This is a genomic window from Chlorobiota bacterium, assembly GCA_016700335.1.
In the GTDB taxonomy this organism is placed as follows: domain Bacteria; phylum Bacteroidota; class Ignavibacteria; order OLB7; family OLB7.
The window spans coordinates 1,471,181-1,491,650 of sequence record CP065014.1 but is presented as its reverse complement, the minus strand read 5'-3'; the positions used below and the strand labels follow the sequence as shown (position 1 = coordinate 1,491,650).

Annotated in this window: 14 protein-coding genes and 1 pseudogene; 9 read left to right on the top strand and 6 right to left on the bottom strand. The window is 27.0% G+C overall.

All coding sequences use genetic code 11. The features are described from left to right. Positions 1–6 precede the first annotated feature (6 nt). Both IPP08_06095 and IPP08_06090 read right to left on the bottom strand, forming a co-directional pair. Positions 7–2,067 carry a VCBS repeat-containing protein gene (locus tag IPP08_06095; GenBank protein ID QQS67731.1) on the bottom strand — a complete coding sequence of 687 codons (2,061 nt, stop codon included), beginning with the start codon at positions 2,065–2,067 and terminating at the stop codon, positions 7–9. 79 nt (positions 2,068–2,146) lie between these two features. Next, positions 2,147–3,502: an L-lysine 6-transaminase gene (locus IPP08_06090; GenBank protein QQS67730.1), complete on the bottom strand. Its 1,356-nt coding sequence runs from the start codon at positions 3,500–3,502 to the stop codon at positions 2,147–2,149. Positions 3,503–3,860: 358 nt separating this feature from the next. On the opposite strand from IPP08_06090, the gene IPP08_06085 reads away from it, so the two are divergent. Together IPP08_06085 and IPP08_06080 are read left to right on the top strand one after the other, a co-directional pair. Then, positions 3,861–5,081, top strand: coding sequence for an MFS transporter (locus IPP08_06085; protein QQS67729.1), 1,221 nt, complete (start codon positions 3,861–3,863; stop codon positions 5,079–5,081). A gap of 66 nt (positions 5,082–5,147) precedes the next feature. Then, positions 5,148–5,585, top strand: coding sequence for a GNAT family N-acetyltransferase (locus IPP08_06080; protein ID QQS67728.1), 438 nt, complete (start codon positions 5,148–5,150; stop codon positions 5,583–5,585). 26 nt (positions 5,586–5,611) lie between these two features. Here the strand turns inward: IPP08_06080 and IPP08_06075 are convergent, their stop codons facing one another. Further along, positions 5,612–7,633, bottom strand: coding sequence for an ATP-dependent helicase (locus tag IPP08_06075; protein ID QQS67727.1), 2,022 nt, complete (start codon positions 7,631–7,633; stop codon positions 5,612–5,614). A 59-nt stretch (positions 7,634–7,692) separates the two neighbouring features. Beyond that, positions 7,693–8,571: a cation transporter gene (locus IPP08_06070; GenBank protein ID QQS67726.1), complete on the bottom strand. Its 879-nt coding sequence runs from the start codon at positions 8,569–8,571 to the stop codon at positions 7,693–7,695. Between the two features lie 182 nt (positions 8,572–8,753). Between IPP08_06070 and IPP08_06065 the strand changes: the two genes are divergently transcribed. The 7 genes and pseudogenes from IPP08_06065 (at position 8,754) to IPP08_06035 (ending at position 16,741) form a co-directional block, all read left to right on the top strand. Continuing rightward, a complete protein-coding gene (locus IPP08_06065; GenBank protein QQS67725.1) occupies positions 8,754–9,455 on the top strand; it encodes a hypothetical protein in 702 nt (233 codons plus the stop codon). A gap of 153 nt (positions 9,456–9,608) precedes the next feature. After that, positions 9,609–10,702 (top strand): annotated as a pseudogene (gene ychF, locus IPP08_06060) (redox-regulated ATPase YchF). An 89-nt stretch (positions 10,703–10,791) separates the two neighbouring features. Continuing rightward, positions 10,792–11,478, top strand: a complete 687-nt coding sequence (locus IPP08_06055) for an HAD hydrolase-like protein (protein ID QQS67724.1) — start codon at positions 10,792–10,794, stop codon at positions 11,476–11,478. 53 nt (positions 11,479–11,531) lie between these two features. Next, positions 11,532–12,920: a bifunctional UDP-3-O-[3-hydroxymyristoyl] N-acetylglucosamine deacetylase/3-hydroxyacyl-ACP dehydratase gene (locus IPP08_06050; protein ID QQS67723.1), complete on the top strand. Its 1,389-nt coding sequence runs from the start codon at positions 11,532–11,534 to the stop codon at positions 12,918–12,920. A 9-nt stretch (positions 12,921–12,929) separates the two neighbouring features. Then, positions 12,930–13,721: an acyl-ACP--UDP-N-acetylglucosamine O-acyltransferase gene (gene lpxA / locus IPP08_06045; GenBank protein ID QQS67722.1), complete on the top strand. Its 792-nt coding sequence runs from the start codon at positions 12,930–12,932 to the stop codon at positions 13,719–13,721. After that, entirely contained in the window at positions 13,718–14,815 is a 1,098-nt protein-coding gene (gene lpxB / locus IPP08_06040) for a lipid-A-disaccharide synthase (protein QQS67721.1), read from the top strand. The genes lpxA and lpxB overlap by 4 nt, the downstream gene beginning before the upstream one ends. A 12-nt stretch (positions 14,816–14,827) precedes the next feature. Next, positions 14,828–16,741, top strand: a complete 1,914-nt coding sequence (locus tag IPP08_06035) for a hypothetical protein (GenBank protein ID QQS67720.1) — start codon at positions 14,828–14,830, stop codon at positions 16,739–16,741. Positions 16,742–16,762: 21 nt separating this feature from the next. Here IPP08_06035 and IPP08_06030 read toward each other — a convergent pair whose 3' ends face one another. After that, on the bottom strand, positions 16,763–18,739 hold the full coding sequence (locus IPP08_06030) for an OmpA family protein (protein ID QQS67719.1): 1,977 nt from the start codon (positions 18,737–18,739) through the stop codon (positions 16,763–16,765). Between the two features lie 43 nt (positions 18,740–18,782). Continuing rightward, entirely contained in the window at positions 18,783–20,351 is a 1,569-nt protein-coding gene (locus tag IPP08_06025; protein QQS67718.1) for a hypothetical protein, read from the bottom strand. Positions 20,352–20,470: the final 119 nt, after the last annotated feature.

Sequence of the window (20,470 nt, the reverse complement as noted above, 5' to 3'; positions counted from 1 at the left end):
ATTAATTTAATAAATTACCACTTTGCAAATATCATTGTTTTTATCATTTCTTAAATAATAGACTCCAATATTAAATTCGTTTGTAAAGATTCTAGAAACATATAATTCAGAATTGATTTTAGGAGAAAATGGTTGACCTAAAATATTATAAAAAATATAATTTATATCTTTAAAATTCTCCTTAAAATTTATTATTTCACCCTTTTTAACAAACATAGTTTTTATAGTATTAAATTCAAGTTTAGAGTTAAACACACTTGAATAATTTTTACTAAATTTATAAGAAAGAATTCCACCATGTAAATTTCCAACTAGTAAATATAACTCAATTTGGTTTTTTTCATTTTTAAAATTATAAAACATAGGCTTTGGATTTGGTTGAGTATTTAATGGTTTTAAAATTGAATCTTCTCTAAATCCGTTTTCTGAACTTAAATAAAATTTAATTTTGTTTGATTCATTAAATTTACCACCAATAGCTAAATCATTAACTCCATCATTATTAAAATCTACACCATTATAAGTAGCACAAACAGTTGCATCATACCCTATATCTAATGTATCAAATGGATGAGCTGCTTTTGAAACAATAAAATTATCAAGCTTTGATGTATCTTTTTTTAAAAATACAAATCTACCATTTCCAAGTCCAGCTAATATCCCATATTCATAATTTTCCCCACAATTGCAAAAAGTTGGTGAAATTGGGCTACCAAAATTAATTGAATCTAGTGGCCATTGTTTCCTTAAAATTTTATTATTAGATGTTATATTAACTAATCTTAACTCACCTTCTTGGGTTCCTAGTATTAATTCTGATTTATTAAATGGAATATAATTCTGAGCAGGAGATACTAAATACATAATTGCACCAGGTGCGTCATAAATTTTATCCTGGATTAGTTCAAATGTATTGGATTTATTTATTAATAATTTATTTACATGACCTTCTCCATTTCCAATTAGAATTCTTTCCCCATTCACGTCAGAAATTAATGCTGGAGAAGAGTAAGATCCTAAATCAAAATCATTGGTTAAATCAATTTTTTTATACTCAAAGATAGGCTTGGATTTTGATCCAATATTCTCATAAACAAGCAATTTTTTATTTAAAAAAGAACTCCTAAATTGCGACACTATGCAGTCTACATCTCCATCATTATCTATATCAGCAAAGACAATCAAATTATATCCTTCAGTGATAATAATCTGTCCATTTTTTTTAAAAATTGTATCATGATCTGAATTTTGAAATTGAGGTAAGAATTGATTTCCTTTATTCTCAAACATGAGAATAGTATTCATATTCAAATCACCAAAAAATAAATCTAAATCATTATCATTATCAATATCATAAAACTGTAAAGCACAACCACCATGTAATTTCTCTGTTGTTGAATATTTAGCTAATTTATTTGTATCACTTTCTTTTAAATTATTAACAGAAATAACAAAAATATTTCCTAAGTTTTTTGTTTTAAAAGAAAAAGAATATTTCTTTTTGCTACCTATATTCTCATACATTGTTACAGATCCATCTACATTTCCAAGAAACAAATCATTATCGAAATCATTATCAATATCAGCAAAACCTGGAACCATATCACCAACTATATAAATAAAATTACCATCATTAGACCTTATTGTATCTGGGATAGTAGAAAATTTTGGATTTTGTTGGGTCCCAATATTATTATACAATAACATTTGAGAATATAAATTTGATGTTACAAAATCATCATCTCCATCATTATCTAAATCTGTAAAAACAAACCTACTAGAAGGTTTTAAATTGTCATAAAGATTAGTATTTATATTTTCAAAATTCCAGTTACCTTTGTTGATATAGAGTTGTAATTTTGAATCATAATTCAACACAAACAAATCTGGTAAATTATCATTATTAACATCCTTTAAACTAATACAAGGCTGACCAACTCCACCAGTTAATGGGTTGGTATATGGCTTTATTTCTGGAATATGAAATTGTTGAACAAAGCTATATTGTTGAGCAATCAAGGCTTTGAAAATAACTAAGAAAATAAATATATAAAAAGTTAATTTCATTTTTTCAAATATTAGGTAATGCCATTATACGTACAATATCGTAAAATGGCATACTAAAATAAAATAAGTATTACTTTCATCAACTCTGAAGTTCAACTATAGATTTTTTAATTAATTTTAATCCAAAAAGTAAGTCTTCTAGAGTTATATTTAAAGCAGTTCTAAATCTAATTGATTTTTCACCACATCCTAAAATTATCAAACCATTTGAATAACATAAACTTTTAAATCTATTCCTTTTATCAATTGAAGGGAAATCAAATGCACACATTAAGCCAACTCCTCTAACATTAGAAACAATATCAGGGAATTCTAATTGTAATTTAGACAATTCTTCAAGTAGCACTTTACCTATAATACTTGAATTTTTAACTAAATTATATTTACTAATTATTTGTAAATATTTGGTTGCTCGAACCATATCTACTAAATTTCCACCCCAAGTTGAGTTAATTCTACTTGAAGTATGAAAAACATTATCTGGAATATCATCAATTCTATCTGTTGCAAACAGACCACAAACTTGCATTTTTTTTCCGAAAGTAACTATATCAGGCATTACTCCAAAAGTTTGACATGCCCACATATTACCTGTAATTCCTAATCCAGTTTGGACTTCATCAAAAATTAATAATATATCATTTTCCAATGATATATCTTTGAGCTTTTGTAAAAATTCAGATCTGAAATGGTTATCTCCTCCTTCTGCTTGTATTGGCTCAATAATAATACAAGCAATCTCATCTGGAAACTCATTTATGGAATTAACAATTTGATTAATTGTGAAGTTTTCTCTTTCAATTAAATCTTTGAGTGAAAATTCATTTATAGGAAATTTGATAAAGGGTGAACTTACTCGAATCCAATCATTAAATTTCGGAAAATACCTAGTTTTAACTGGATCAGTATTTGTTAAACTCAGTGTATATCCACTTCTACCATGAAATGCATGCTCGAATGAAATTACTTTATGACCTTTTTCTTGAGTATAACCTTTTAAAAAATTCTTTCTAACTTTCCAATCAAAAGCAATCTTCAAAGCATTCTCATTTGCTAATGCTCCACCTTCTATAAAAAAAGAATATTTAAAATTACTTGGAACAGCAATTTTAAAAAAAGTATCTACAAATTCAGCCATTTCAATAGAATAAATATCTGAACAAGATGGTTTATTTAGAGCAATTTTACCTATCTTATTTATAAATTCTTCATTGTCCATTTCTGAGTGATTCATTCCTAAGGGGTTTGATGCAAAAAAGGTAAAAAAATCTAAATATTTTTTTCCAGTAATTGCATCAATTAAATATGAACCTTTACTATTATGTAAATCTAAAACAAAATCAAATCCATCTGCAAGAATGTACTTGCCTAAAATAGAATGAACTTCTTCTGGTAAGATATTATTATATTTATCTATTATTATTGAATCAACCATGTATATAAACTAATTTGATTAAATGATTTGTACATTAAAAAAATCGCAACTAAACTTGTAAGTTGCAAAAATTATCGAATAAACTTGTAAATTGCAAAAAAAAATCGAATCTTATAAAATTAGATGGGGATTTTTGAAATAGATGTCTTCCATGAACGTAACTTGCTAGCCGAAATTACTAAAGACATAAAAGAGCCACCCCTAATTGTGCCAGAAGAAATGATAGTAGTAGTTGTATTTAGTGTTTTTAATCTCATGATTATAGTTTCACAAAATTAATGTATTTTTAACTAGTAATTTTATAAAATTTTATTTAGAAAGTTTTCTGAATCGCGAATTTTTTTTTAATTAATTTCACATGAAAGGATTAAATAACCAAAAGATAGTGTTTCCAATTTTAGTTGCAGCCCTTGGTTATTTTGTAGATATTTATGATTTAATTTTGTTTGCAGTTGTAAGGTCGCCTAGTCTATCATCATTAGGCTTTAAAGGTGATGATATAAAAGTAATAGGTGAAAATCTGTTAAATATTCAAATGGTTGGAATGTTATTAGGTGGTTTAATTTGGGGAATTATTGGAGATAAAAAAGGAAGGTTAACTGTTCTTTTTGGTTCGATTATTACTTATTCTCTTGCAAACCTAGCAAATGGTTTTGTTCATGATACAACTACATATGGTTTATTAAGATTTATTGCAGGGGTTGGTTTAGCTGGTGAGTTAGGTGCAGGAATTACTTTGGTTGCTGAAATTATGCCAAAAGAAACAAGAGGTTGGGGAACTACTTTAATTGCTACTGTAGGGGTAACAGGTGCAATTGTAGCTGCAATTGTTGGTTCTAAATTTGATTGGAGGACTTCCTACTTTATTGGTGGAGGATTAGGTTTATCTTTACTTTTGTTAAGAGTTGGTGTTATTGAATCCGGAATGTTTAGTAATGTTAAAAACACACAACACGAAAGAGGTGATTTCTTATTAATAATAAAAGATAAAATTAAATTAAAAAAATTCCTCTATGTAATTTTTATAGCTACTCCAACTTGGTATTTTATCGGAATTCTTGTTACATTATCTCCTGAATTTGGATCTGCAATGGGAATGTTAGAAAAACCATCTGCCCCAACTTCTGTAATGTTCGCTTATATTGGTATTGCAATTGGTGACCTTTTGAGTGGAGTATTGAGCCAGTATTTTAAAAGTAGAAAAAAAGCTATTGCAATTTTTTTAGGACTTTCATTTATAATGCTAATTTTATATTTTACTTTAGGAAAAACTTCGTTAACTGCTTTTTATTCTATTGTATTATTTTTTGGTATTTCAGTTGGTTATTGGGCAGTGTTCGTTACAATAGCTACTGAACAGTTTGGTACAAACATTAGAGCCACTGTAACAACTTCAGCTCCTAATTTTGTACGTGGTTTATTAATTCCAATGAGTTTATTATTTAAATATACAAGAGATTATTTCGGTTCATTAACAAGTATTTTCACAATTGGAGTTATAGCAATTTTAATTTCAATTTATTCACTTTATCATTTAGAAGAAACTTTTGAAAAAGATCTTGATTATATTGAAAAGTAATAATTTAATTTACAAGTATTTTTTTCATTTATTAAGTTAAAATTATTAAACCAAAAAAAATATAAAATGAATTTTGTTTGGAAAAAATTTGATGAACTAACTAATTACGAATTATATGAAGTATTAAAACTTAGATCAATGATATTTGTTGTTGAACAAAATTGCTCATATCTTGATTTAGATGGATATGATATTAATTCACTACATTTATTAGGTTTTAAAGACAACATTTTAATCTCATATCTTAGACTGTTACCACCAGGGTTAAAGTACAACGAAAGTTCAATCGGTAGAGTTACAACTAAAATTGATTTTAGAGGACAGGGATTAGGTAAACAATTGATGATCGAAGCAATTAATAAATCTAAATCTTTATATCCAGATAAATTAATAAAAATTTCTGCTCAATATCATTTAGAAAAATTCTATACATCAATGGGCTTTAAAACTAATTCAGCTACATACTATGAAGATGATATTGCTCATATCGAAATGATACTTTAATGAATAATTATGTAATTAGAAATGAATTATTCAACTTCCACAGTATATTTTTCAAGAATTTCTTCAGAAATATTTGACAAAAATTTTGAGACTTGCGACAAAACTGTTCCACTTTCTCTTTCAAAAATATTGGTTGGATAAATGAATATTAATCTTTCTTTTGCTCTAGTTGCAGCAACATACATCAATCTTCGTTCTTCTTCCATTGCTTCAATACTTTTTGCAGAATGAAAAGAAGGGAAGTACCCATCTAAAGTCCATATAACAAATACAGTATTCCATTCTAATCCTTTAGCAGAATGTATTGTTGAGAGTATTAACTTCTCTTTTTCACTTTTATCATCAAACTCTGTCACTGACTGGGTTGGAGGATCTAATGCCATATCGGTTAATAAAGAATTTAATGACTTATATCTCGATGCTATATCTTCAAAAACTGTTAAATCTTTTATTCTTTTTTGATAATCATCATATTTAGCCTTCATAATAGGGGAATAATAATCCACAATAATTTTTACCTTTTGTAAAATTGAAGTTTTATCATTTTTTATTTTACAAAGGATATCAAACAATAAACCGACATTCTCATTTGTTAATTTTACTATTTTATCAATTGAGAGTTCATTTAAGCTAATTTCATTCAATTCAAGAGCTTCAACAACTTTGTTTACTGTTCTTGGTCCAACACCATTTATTAATAATAATACTCTATTCCAACTTACTATATCTTTTGGATTAAATATTATTTTCAAATAAGCTATCAAATCTTTTACATGCGATGTTTCAATAAATTTAAAGCCTCCATACTTTAAGTATGGAATATTACATTTGTTAAGTTCAACCTCTAAATCGAATGAATGAAAACTAGATCTAAATAAGATTGCAATATCATTTAATTCCAATCCATCTTCTCTTAATTTTAATACTTGTTGAGCAATTAATTGTGACTGAATTAACTCATTTGGAGTTGAAATTAGCATAGGTAAATCACCACCAATTTTTCTAGTAAATAAATTCTTTTCGTATTTGATTGAAGCTGAATGAATTATATTGTTAGTACAATCTAAAATAGTTTGAGTAGATCTATAATTTTCTTCCAATTTTATGATTTTTGTATCTGGAAATATTTCAGGGAATTCAAAAATATTTTTAAAATTAGCACCCCTAAAACTATAAATCGATTGAGCATCATCACCAACAACCATAACGTTCTTATGTTCTTTACCTAATAATGATACAATAGCATGTTGTAATTTATTTGTATCCTGATATTCATCTACTAAAATGTATTTGTAAATATTAGATTGATTTTTTCTTACTTCAGGAAATTTCTCTAAAAGTTGTATGGTGTTTGTAAGCAAATCATCATAATCCATAATGTTTTTTTCCTTTTTATATCTAATATATTCCTTTGCTATCATCTGAATACTTTCTAATTCATTTTTATATTGATGATAATCTTCATCTAAAACTTCATCTAAATTTTTTAATCTGTTAATAGAAGATGAAATCATCGCAAATAATGTTTGCTTCCTTGGAAATCTTCTATTTTTAGTATTTAATTCAAATCTATTTCTAATTAAATTGATTACATCTTCACTATCACTTTGATCTAAAATTGTAAATGAGTTTTGGTAACCAAGATGTGCAGAAAATTGTCTAAGAAACATATTTGCATAAGAATGAAAAGTACCACCACAAATTCTTTCAGCATCTGTGCCAATTAAAGTTGAAGCTCTTCTTATCATTTCTTGAGCAGATTTTCTGGTAAATGTCAAAAGTAAAATATTCTCTGGATTCATACCAGATTCAATCATTTTTGCAACTCTGTAAACTATTGTTCTAGTTTTTCCAGTTCCAGCACCTGCAATTACAAGTAATGGACCATAAATTGATTCTACTACTTCTAGTTGTGCAACATTTAATTCACTTGGATAGTCAATTGCAAATTTGTTTAAAATTTTATCAGAAACTAAACTGCTTTTTCTGAGTATAAGTGTTTTTTTTAAAGGTAAAATCTTATCTGATTTATTTGTTGAATCTTCCATTTATAATGAATATGTATTTCGTTGGCAATAAATTTAAATGCCGTTATTGCAACTTGAATTTAAAGATTTTGAAAAGGTTCTATATGAACCAAAACATCTGCAAAACGAGGATTTGTTGTTATAATTTTATCTTTAACTTGATGTCCAATTTTATGCCCTTCATGAACAGAAATTTCAGCATCAACAACTACATGCAAATCAATAAAATATTTAAATCCAGATTTTCTTAACAAACATTTATCTGTATCGATCACTCCAGGAACTTTTAATGCAATATTCCTTACTTGCAATTCAAATTCGGCAGGCGGTGCAGAATCCATTAACTCATCTATAGAATCTTTAGTTAAAGAATAAGCATTGTACATTATTACTAACCCAGCAAACAGGGCAGCCCAATCATCTGCATTTTCATAACCACTACCTGCATACAAAGCGATACCAATTCCAATGAAAGCAGCTGCAGAAGTCATAGCATCAGATCTATGATGCCATGCATCTGTTTTTACAGAAATACTATCAATATCATCACTTACTTTTAGCACTTTCCTAAACATAAATTCTTTAACAATAATTACTACAGCTAAAACTACTAGTGTGAATGGTTTAGGATTTCTGTGAGGAGTTACAATTTCATATATACTCTGAACCATAATCATAATTGCTGCTCCAATCATAAAGACGCTTACAATCATCGCGGCAATTGGTTCAGCTTTTCCATGCCCATAAGGGTGATTATCATCTTGAGGTATTTGAGAAATTTTTAAACCACGAATAACTATTATTGAATTAACTACATCTGCTGTTGATTCTATTCCATCAGCAATCAATGCGTAAGAGTTTCCGAAAAATCCACTTACAATTTTGACAACTGCTAAAAGTGAATTTACAATTAATCCAATCAATGTGGATTTAACTCCTATTTTAATTTCTTTTTCCAAACGAATATTTTATTTCAAATATAAACATTTAGGATTGTTATTAAACATTAAGAAATTGATACATACAATCGAAATATAAATGGCTCTAACATAAAATTATTATAAACAAAACTTATTCTTCAATCAATAATTTATAAACATTAACAATTAAATTATATTTTTGCGAATTACAATTTAAGAATATGAATATATTATTAATAGGTGAAGATAATTGTCTGGATTTTTTTAAATCTAATGAAAATTTCCAATTCACGTTTCTACCATATTTTGATACATTAGATTTACCAGATGGTGATTATGATGTATTAATAGATTTAACTGTTTCAGATAATGCCGTTATTGCAAATTATACTTTAGATTTATATAAAGAACACTTTACTAAATTAAATCTTATTATTTGTAATGCTTTAACTAAAACTGCAACAAAATATTCATCTGTCTTGAATTCAAAATGTAATGTATTTGGAGTTTCATTTATTCCAAGTATATTTACAAACACTGAAAGCCTTGAGATTTCTTCGGCATTACAAAATAACAATGCAATTATTGATGTAGAAACAGATGTTATTAGTAAAATATTTGATAAGAAAATTAATTTAGTTGAAGACAGAGTTGGTTTGGTTTCGATTAGAATTTTATGTATGATAATTAATGAATCAATATTTGCAATACAAGATGGAATTGCATCTGCTGAAGATATAGATATAGCAATGAAATTTGGTACAAATTATCCGCAAGGTCCAGTAAAATGGTTAGATGAAATTGGGGCAGATGTTGTTGTTGAGGTTTTAGATTCTTTATTTGATGAATATAAAGAAGAACGTTATAGGGCATCTATTTTGTTGAAACAATACGCTAGAGCAGATAAATTATTTTTAAAATAATATAAATCTTAAGTTTATTTATAATATTATTTATATTTAACTATAGAGTTATATTTATAAATATATTATGGAAGAAAAAAATTTAAATAGAATTTTCTTCTATGAAATAATTTTTTCAATTTGTAATTTATAATTAATTTAAATACTAAATAAATGGGTTTTTCTTGTGGAATTGTTGGGCTTCCTAACGTTGGGAAGTCCACTTTATTTAATGCTTTAACTTGTGCAGGAATCGCTGCTGAAAATTATCCTTTTTGCACAATAGAACCAAACACTGGAGTTGTTCCAGTACCAGATGAAAGATTAGAATGGCTTTCGAATTGCTTTCAAACCCAAAAAGAAATTCCTACAACAATTGAATTTGTTGATATTGCTGGTTTGGTTAGAGGTGCTTCACAAGGGGAAGGATTAGGTAATCAATTCCTTGGTCATGTAAGAACAACAGATGCAATAGCTCATGTTGTTAGATGTTTTGATGAGGAAAATGTAATTCATGTTGATGATAATATTGATCCAATAAGAGATATTAGTACAATTGAAACTGAATTATTACTTAAGGATTATGAAAGTGTTGAGAAAAAAATTGAAGCTTGTAAGAAAAAGATTAAAACAAATGATAAAGATGTTTTGTTTGAAATTGAATTAACCGAACGTTTGTTAAAACATATTGGCGAAGGAAAACTTGCAAAATTATTTGAGAGGAATTTAGAGGAAGATAAGTTTATTAAAACTTATTTTCTATTAACCGATAAACCAGTTATGTATATTGCTAATACAGATGAAAATGGACTTAATAATGGAAATAAGTATATAGATGCAGTAAAAAATTAGCAGATGAAAGGGGTTTTGCTGTAGTTCCTGTTTGTGCAAAAATAGAATCTGAAATTGCTGAATTAGACTCTAATGAACGTAAAGATTTTCTTGAATCATTGGGCTTAAAGGAATCAGGACTAAATGGAATAATTAGAAAAGGTTATGATCTTTTAGGACTAATCACATACTTTACTGCTGGAGTAAAGGAATGTAGAGCTTGGACTTTAAGGGCTGGATCTACTGCTCCAGAAGCAGCTGGCGTAATCCATTCAGATTTTCAAAAGGGATTTATAAGAGCTGAAACACAAAGTTTCGATGATTTAAAAAGACTAGGAAGTGAACAAGCAGTAAAAGAAAAAGGACTATATAGAATTGAAGGAAAAGAATACATTGTAAAAGATGGGGATGTTCTGTTTTTCAGATTCAATGTTTAAAAAAAATTAATTAAGTATTTACATATTTGTAAGGTATAGTTATAAAATTTTTGTTTATAATTTTGCTTTTTTATAATTTAATTTTCAAAATGAAGTTATTGTTGTTTGATATTGATGGAACTTTGATTAGAGTTAAATATTCTCTAATTCATAAAGTAATCAAAGATGTTTTTTATAAAGTTAATAAAATTACAATACCTGATACATTAGAATTAGAATTACATGGTAAAACTGATAGACAAATATTCTTTGAATATGGTGTAGAAATTGGATTAACTAAAATTAAAATATCAAATATTTTATTCGATTTAGAAACCTGTTTAGTAAACAAATGGAAAGAAGTATTAACTGTTAAAAATGTTACTTTGCTTCCAGGAATTAAAAAACTGATAAATGATTTATCAAAAAATAAGAACGTTAAAATTGGTTTAGTTACAGGTAATTTAGAAGGATCTGTATTTCATAAATTATCTCCTTATGATTTAAATCAATACTTCTCTGTAGGCGCATTTGGCTCTGATTCATCAGTTAGAAATGATTTACCTCCCATTGCAATAAGTAGAGCTGAAAGAAAATGGGGTCATAAATTTACAAATGAAAACATTATTATTATAGGTGACTCTTTTAGAGATATTGAATGTGCTAAAGTAAATAATTTAAAAAGTTTGGCTGTTGCTACAGGTGGTTTAAGTCTTGAACAATTAAAAGATTATAACCCAGACTTTTTAGTAAGTAATTTAGAAGATAGATCAGTATTTAATTACTTAACAACTTAATACCAAAACAACAACAAATTTATCTTAAATTTGCCCTAATTAATTTTTATTTTATGAGAGCAAAACAAAGAACCATTGCAAACCAAGTAAGTTTTGAGGGTGTAGGACTACATACGGGAAATTTATCAACAATTACTTTTTGTCCGTCTGATATAGATACTGGCTATGTATTCGTTAGAAAAGATTTACCTGATTTTAAAGAAATTCCAGCTGATGTAGATTTCGTTACTGATATTTCAAGAGGCACAACATTAACAAAAGACGAAGCAAGTGTTCATACTGTAGAACATGTATTATCCGCATTAGTAGGAATGGAAATTGATAATTGCAGAATTGAGTTAAGTGCAAATGAACCACCCGTAGGAGATGGAAGTGCTCTTCCTTTTGCAGAATGTATTGTAAAATCCGGATACATAGAACAAAATCAAAATAGATTGTATATTGATGTTGATAGACCAATTAATTATATAAATGAAGAAAAAGAAGTAGAGCTTGCAGCTATTCCAAATGAAGATTTTAGAGCAACTGTTATGGTTGATTATAGAAACCCTGCATTAGGTAGTCAACATGCAATGTTGTTTAAAAAAAGTGATTTTGCTGAACAATTTGCGCCAGCAAGAACTTTTTGTTTTTTAAGTGAAGTAGAAATGTTAAGGCGTGAAGGATTAATTAAAGGTGGGAATTTAGATAACGCGATTGTTATTGTTGATAAAGATTTTGATCAAAATGAAATGGACGCTATGGCCAAAAGATTAGGGATTGAAGGTTCTGTTGTTCTTGGTTCTACAGGTGTGCTTAATAATGGTAATATGAGATTTCCAAATGAACCAGCAAGACATAAGTTGTTAGATTTAATTGGTGATTTAGCTTTGGTTGGGTATCCTATTAGAGCACATATATTAGCAGCTAGACCAGGTCATGCAAGTAATATTGAATTTGCAAAAAAAATCAAGAAAGTTGCAAAACAAAATAATTTAATTAAGAGATATATGGAAGAAACAGATAAGCCAAAAATGGATATTAATGCCATTATGAATATTCTTCCTCATAGATTTCCTTTTTTATTAGTTGATAGAATTTTAGATTTAAATGTTGAAAAAGGTAGAGTTGTTGCATTAAAAAATGTTACCATGAATGAACCATTTTTTACTGGACATTTTCCAAGTCAACCAATAATGCCAGGTGTATTAATAGTTGAAGCAATGGCTCAAGCAGGTGGTATTCTTCTTAAGAATTACTTTGATGAAGGAAATAATTTAGCATTTTTTATGGGTATAAATAATTGCAAGTTTAGAAAACCAGTGATACCTGGAGATCAACTTATATTTGATGTACAACAAATCAGTAAAAGATTTAGTACTTATACTTTCCAAGCAAAAGCAACTGTTAGTGGTACCTTAGTTGCAGAAGCTGAAATAACAGTTGCACTAGTAAAATCTTAATTTAATTCTATGGATAGTAACATTTCAAACCTTTCTATAATAAGCCCAGATGCTAAAATTGGTAATGGAGTTAAAATTAGCCCTTTTGTTATTATTGAAGCGGATGTAGTTATTGGTAATAATACTGAAATACAACCAAATTCTCATATTCAAAATGGTGCTAGGATTGGAGAAAATTGTAAAATTTTTACTGGTGCATCAATAGGTGCTGCTCCTCAGGATTTAAAATTTGATGGTGAATATAAAACTTTAGCTAGTGTTGGAGACAACACAACTGTTAGAGAGTATGTCACTATACATCGGGGAACTGAAGCAACTGGAAAAACTAGTGTTGGAAAAAATTGCTTATTAATGGCATATTCACATGTTGCTCATGATTGTGTAGTTGGTGATAATGTAATATTAGCAAATGGGGTTCAACTTGCAGGGCATGTTTCAGTTGATGACTGGGCTATTCTAGGTGGTTTAACTGGGGTTCATCAATTTGAAAGAGTTGGTAAACATGCATTTATAGGAGCATGTTTTAGAGTTATGAAAGATGTACCACCCTATTGCATAGCTGGAAGTGAACCTTTAGGTTTTAGTGGGATAAATATAGTAGGTTTAAGAAGAAGAGGATTTTCAGATGAATCAATAGAACTAATTTCAGAGGCATACAGAACAATTTATCGTTCTGGTTTAAATATTTCAGATGGTGTAAATAAAGTTGAAAAAGCTTTCCAACAAACAGATGAAATTAAAGAGATTATTAATTTCATTAGAAATTCTCAAAGGGGTGTAATTCCATTAGCTAGAAAATGAAAAATATTCTAATTGTTAGTGGTGAAGCTTCTGGTGATATACATGCTGGTGATGTAATGATGTATCTAAACAAATTAGACCAGAATATAAAGTTTTTTGGAATAGGTGGTAAATGTAGTATTGAAAACAATATTGATTTGTTACATAACATTTCCGAAACTGCTGTTGTTGGATTTTTTGAAGTAATAAAAAAATTATTTTCCTTAAAGAAAATATTCAGTAATGTTATAAAAGTAAGTAAGGAAAAAAAACCTGCCTTTGCAATTCTAATTGATTATCCAGCTTTTAATTTAAGATTAGCTAAAAGACTTAAAAAACTTGGTATACCTGTTATATGGTATATTGCTCCTCAAGTTTGGGCATGGAAAGAGTCGAGAGTAATTAAAATGAAAGAATATATTAGTGATTTAATTGTAATATTTTCATTTGAAGTAGCTTTTTTCAAAACTCATAATATAGAAACAAAGTACTTTGGGCATCCTTTACAAAAAAAAATTGCAGATTATAAAACTACTCACCCAAATCTAAAAAAAGATACAAAAAAAACTATTGCATATTTCCCTGGTAGTAGAAAAAATGAAGTAAAAAAACATCTACCTATTTTAATTAAATTAATTAATACTTTAGGAGATAAATATTATCATATAATTTCTGTATCAGATAATATCGAAATTTCTGAAATTACTAAATATCAAAATGTATCAAACTTTAATGTATCAGAGGATAATTATGACCTTCTAAACAATTCTGATTTTGCTATAATTAAATCTGGTACAACTACAATTGAAGCCACTTTATTTAGCTTACCATTTTGTGTGATTTATAAGACATCAAAGTTGAGTTACTTAATTGCAAAATTATTTTCTCAGATAAAATTTATAGCAATGCCTAATATTTTAACAAATAGTTACGTTGTAAATGAATTTATTCAATCAAATATGACTGTAGATAATTTAAAAAAACAAGTAAGTAAGTTTTTGAATGATGATTATAGAATTGAAACGATTGATAAATTAAATAAGATATTTCCTAAATCAGAAATTAATACCCCTAAATTAATTGCCAAATTTATTTTTGATAAATATTTAATATAATAAATTCAACGCTTGAAAATATTTGTTTTAATATTTTTTGTAAGTTATATAACAATAAAATGTCAGATAGTAAAATTACCTGACTCTCTCGAAACACAATCTATAGTTTTGAGCTCTGATAGATATTTATCTACTCACAATACAAATTTATCCATTAATTATTTGTCATCAGATACAAATTCATTTAATAATTATAATATAAAATTGAACTATTTAACTTCTGCAACCTTGCAAGGGAGTTATACTAATAAGGATCAGTTAGATTTTATATTTCAAAATATTGTAAGTAAACCTTTGAAAAATGTTAGGTTTATTAGTTCATTTGAATGTACTTTAAACAATGAATCTCAGAAATTTAATGATATTAATGGAATCAATAATAATTATAATATTTTTTTAGGGTCAGGTGGATTATATAATTCAAATGATTCAAATATTATAAATCTACAAATTGGTGTAGTATCAAATAAGCAATTAAACGTAATAAATACTGGAGCGGGTATTACCTCTGATATAAGATATTATGGTTCATTATATGATTATAATATTAGCTTATTGTTATTATCCCGTTTTTACAATATATCTCCTAAATTAAACACAACCTTTCAACTATATTTCAATACTTTGAAAGATTATTCAGAAGGTAGTAGTATTTCATTTGGGATAGATATTGAACATTTTGGATTTGATACTTATGTTAAAAGAAAAGAAGAAGATATAATCAAATATGGAGGTTTAAATTATGACGCATTGCAAAACAAAACAGATAACAAATTTAAAGCATATACTGATTTAAATTATTTTGTAAGTCCAAATTGGAAGATATCTGTTTTTAGCTTATTAAAATTTAAAAACTATATCAATAATGAAACGAGCAATGGTCTTCCACCATTATCCAGAGATTTAGACCCATATAAGCAACAAAGGAAAGAATTTGGATTAAATTTTACTTGCTTGAATGATATCAAATTCAATGATTTATTTTTTTCTGCTTCAATAAATTATGGTAATAACAGCCAGACTAATTCAATTGAACCTATTAAAACAGTTTCAGATTTTGAACTAAACTTAAAAAAAGAGAATGCATTTAATAGTGATTTTATTTCTAGAAATTTGTCATTAAATTTCTACACAATTTTGCTATTTTCATCGAAAGATAGTCTAACAATTGGAACAGTTGTTTCAATGTTTAGGTATGATACACCTTTTAATAAAAACAATAATGAGAAAGATGAGCAACAAATTAATGCTTTCTTAAATTATTCTCTAAAGTACAATGATTTCCTAGATATTGGTTTTTCATTACAAACATATTTAACTCATTTAGTTTATCTTTATTCAGATTTTAGTAGTGATAACAATAGAAATAAGGTATTTAAAATATCTCAATTTTTGAAATTTAATTTAAATAATGATTTTATAAACTGGTTTGCATCAGATATATCAACAAACTACACTGAATACGATTATAAGATATTACTTCAAGGTGAAAGGGGAAGATCTTTTAGAGAACTACACATAAATGATAGTTTACATTTAAATTTTAAAAACAACTTATCACTTTATGGTTCAGTAGATTTTAGGTATTCAATTCGTGGAATTTTTAATTGGGATAATTTTTCAGAAAGTCCTATTGACATTAATAAAACTTATGGATTTGAATTTGAATTTTCAAAGATGTATTATAATAAAATTCAATTTAATGCTGGTTTTAGATATATCAATTTTAATTCTTACAAAAAAGATTCAAGGAACATAATTGTTCCTAATAATCAGAATTCATCACTAGGACCATTAGCAAAAGTAATATTTACATTATCAGATTTATCAAAAATAATCTTTACAGGATGGATTGAGAACAAATATTCAACAGGAAATTATTATTTACAACCTTGGCTTAATATTTCTGTAAAATTGAATTTATAACTAAATAATTTTAATCTATTTTTATTTAGGATTGGTGAGAATTACTTTAACTGTTCTACTTAAAAACCTTCCTTCTGGTGTTTTCACAGAATAAGGAGCTTCATTTGCATTTGCTCCTCTGGTTATAATTGGTAGATTTAGAGGCATCTGCCTAGTAATTTCCAAAGCTCTTGATTCTGCAAGTTTAACATTTCTTTCTTCATCACCTAATTTATCTGTGTATCCAATAATTTCTAATTTAGATTTATCTCCTAACTTAGAAATTATTTCCTTTAATTCTTCTTGACCTCTTAAAGTTAAATTAGCTCGATCATAATCAAAAGTTACTAACATAAATTCTGCTTTATTATCTTTTTGTAGTAAAGAGAATCTAGTATCTGCTTTAGTTTTTACTGAATCTAGTCTTGACTCAAAACTCTTTTTTAATGAATCATTACTAACTATCATCTTAAAATAAATTTGAGAACCATTCAATACATCAGCTCTATCTTCATCTTTCAAAAACCATACAATTGTATCTTTAGGTAATCCATTACCTTTAATAGAATCTACTTTATTTTTAATTTTAAAATATGCAGTCCAATGATCAATACCACAATTATGAACTACTTGTGAAATAAATTGGATATTAGAAGGTTCAGAAGATGGTTCAATAACTCTTATTTGAATTGGTCTATATAGATTTGGATCTGAAAAAGAAAATTCAACTCTACGATTTTCCTCTTTACCTTCCAAATAATCTGAATTAGATTGAAATTTTGGATCTAATGAATATTTTATAGAAATACGTTTTTCATCAATTTGCCATACTTCAACTAAGTATTTTTTAACAGATTTTACTCTCTCTTTGCTAAGGTTAAATCTATAATTTTCATCATTACTAGTTGTACCTGTAAGAATTATTTTACTTGATAAATTATTTGTAAGTCGTTTACCTATAATATCAAGTACATAATGATTTATTATCTCAGCATTTGGTGGTAGTTCTTCTTCAAGGAAATTTGAACTCAAATAATTACTTATATATCTTGCAGGAATTTCATATGAATTTTGATTAAAAAATACTACTGGTAAAACTGGTACATACCTAGAAATAATTTCTTTATTAAACTCAACAGGTATAGTTTTAGAAGAAACGTAAATACCAACTTCAGCTTTGGCAATTTTTGGAAGATCAATAATTTGAGGTGGGTTTGGAATTGTATCTAATCCATATTGTTTGTATGATGTACTTAATGAAATTCCACCTCTACCAATTAATACTTGCCAATTTGGTTGGAAATAATTTAAGCCATAATCAATACCAAGAAAAGGTGATAATACAATTTTCTTGAATGGCATATTGTATGATAAATTTAAACTTAACCCAAATCTAGACTTTAAATCTAATAAGTCACCTGTTGTTGGAGTTAAGATTCTTTCTTTTGACCCATTTTGAAATTGAGCAATCGATGGTCCTATTATCTTCTCTTTTTCAATACTTTTTCCAGAAATTGGTAAACTAAAACTGAATCCGGGCTTGATATTAAAATTTTTTAAAGCTTCAATTTCTAACTCAAATCCTAATCGAAAAAAATTGAGATCGAATTGAACAAACTGTTGAGTTGTATCAACTCTGAAACTTGGTTTTAAAGTATCAAAAGAATCGTAAATGTTTAATTGAGATATAAAAGAGGTTGATAAGTTATCATATCCTAGAAAAAGTCTAATTGATCTTAATCTAGAATTTATAAATTCATTATTAGCCCAAGGGAATATATAATTACTAAAAACACCTAAACCCCAATTTACATTAACTTCAGGATTGTATTTTGAACAACAAGGCAAAAATCCTTTAATAGATTGAATCTCACCGTATGCTTGATTTCCTATAATACTTATTTCAGCACCATAATCTATCTGCAATAAAATTTTACTTGAATCTATTTTAACATTCTGACTATATACAATTTGAAAACAAAATAAACCAAAAAGAATAAATAATAATTTATAAAACATCAATCGAAAACTTAAGTTAATAATGGTAAGTAAGTAATAATATTTATCTGTCTATCAATACTTTAATGGTTTCAGCAATATCATTTTGTTTAACAACTAAAAAGTAAAATCCAATTGGAAAAACTTGAGAATTAAACTCAAAACTATTTTTACCTAGAGTTGAAAAAATTAAATTTGAATAAACTAATTCACCAATAATATTATGAATATAAATATTAACCAACTTATTATTTTCATTGGCATAAAAATCTACTTCTAAATTCCCATTTGAATTATTGTAAATTGCAGATAGTTTGTTAAATGCATCATATCTAATAATCCTTTCAGGTTTATCGCAAAAATTTTCTTGAGAAAAAAGAACTTGATCTGTTTCAAAAATCACTTCGGGTCTATATACATTTTGTATCACCTTATAAGAAATATTTGTTGCGGAAGTATCCCCAATCATAACAGCAAATTCTACTTCAGCTAATGTTCCAGATATAAAAGCAGATCCTTTTGTTAATCTAATTTTTGCAATTCCAGCAGTGTATGGGTCATCAAATCTATATGGTAAAACTGGCTCAGCAATAACACCTTTTTGAATTGGATATATTGCTTTTGGTTTTAAAATTCCTTTCCCAAACTTTAATGTCAATTCTAACAAATTGATATTAGCTCTTGTTAAATCTCCACTAACAACGATAGGTATTCTTATTAATTCTCCAGGAATCCCTGTAATTGGTTTACCTAAGTTTGCACCAAGCTTTATATATTCATTATAACATCTACCAGTTAAATTTACTATTCTGAATGAATCTTTCGAACCACCAAAATAAAACCTCAATTCACTATTCAAATTACCAATTATTTGAGGTTGAAATCGAATACTAAAAGACATAAATTGATCTACTCTTAAAAGCCTTGGAAAGGTTGACAAATCAGGAGATATAAGTTTAAAGGAATTTGTTGGATCTGAAATTACGATTGAATCAATTGTTGTATTAATAATGCAACCATCTGTATTTCCAGTAAAATCATAAACACCAATAAAATCATAAGTTGATGAATCTATTGGTGTATTAATGTATTTAGCACCCATAAAAATCTCACTTGATTTTGTGGAAATAGTTTGAATCAAACCAATTCCTGAAAACTGAATTAATGTATCAGAACTTATGTTTTGATTGTTACCAAATCCAGTTGCTTTAATTAAAGTATTCACTTTTTCTATACAAGGTGCAATTGGTTTGAATCTAATTGTAATTCTTAAAGTTTCACCAGGAGTAATTTGATATGGATAATTTATTGGGGTGATAATTGAAAAATTACTTTGATTAACAAAATTAATATTATCCAAAATAGAATTTGCATCACCATCATTAATTAACACTATAACACCATCATAAAAAGAACCTACTTTAACTCTTAGGTTTACTAAATCTGTTAATACAATTATTTTAGGTTTAGGTAATTCTAATAGTTCATTAACTCCATTTAATAATTTATTATCAAATGAAACTACATTATTAAGATGAAAATTATTAATTAAATAATTTCTATTATAAACTTGTGAAATTATTGAATTGAAAGTTGTTAAGATAACAAGGCTTAAAAAAACAAATCTGACCATATTTTGATTTATATAATTTCTAAAATATTTTAATAAAATTTAATGAACTTGTGAAATTGTCTTCTTAAATTGCATTATATAATTATTGAATGCGAAGATAACTTTATTTTTTTAAAGAA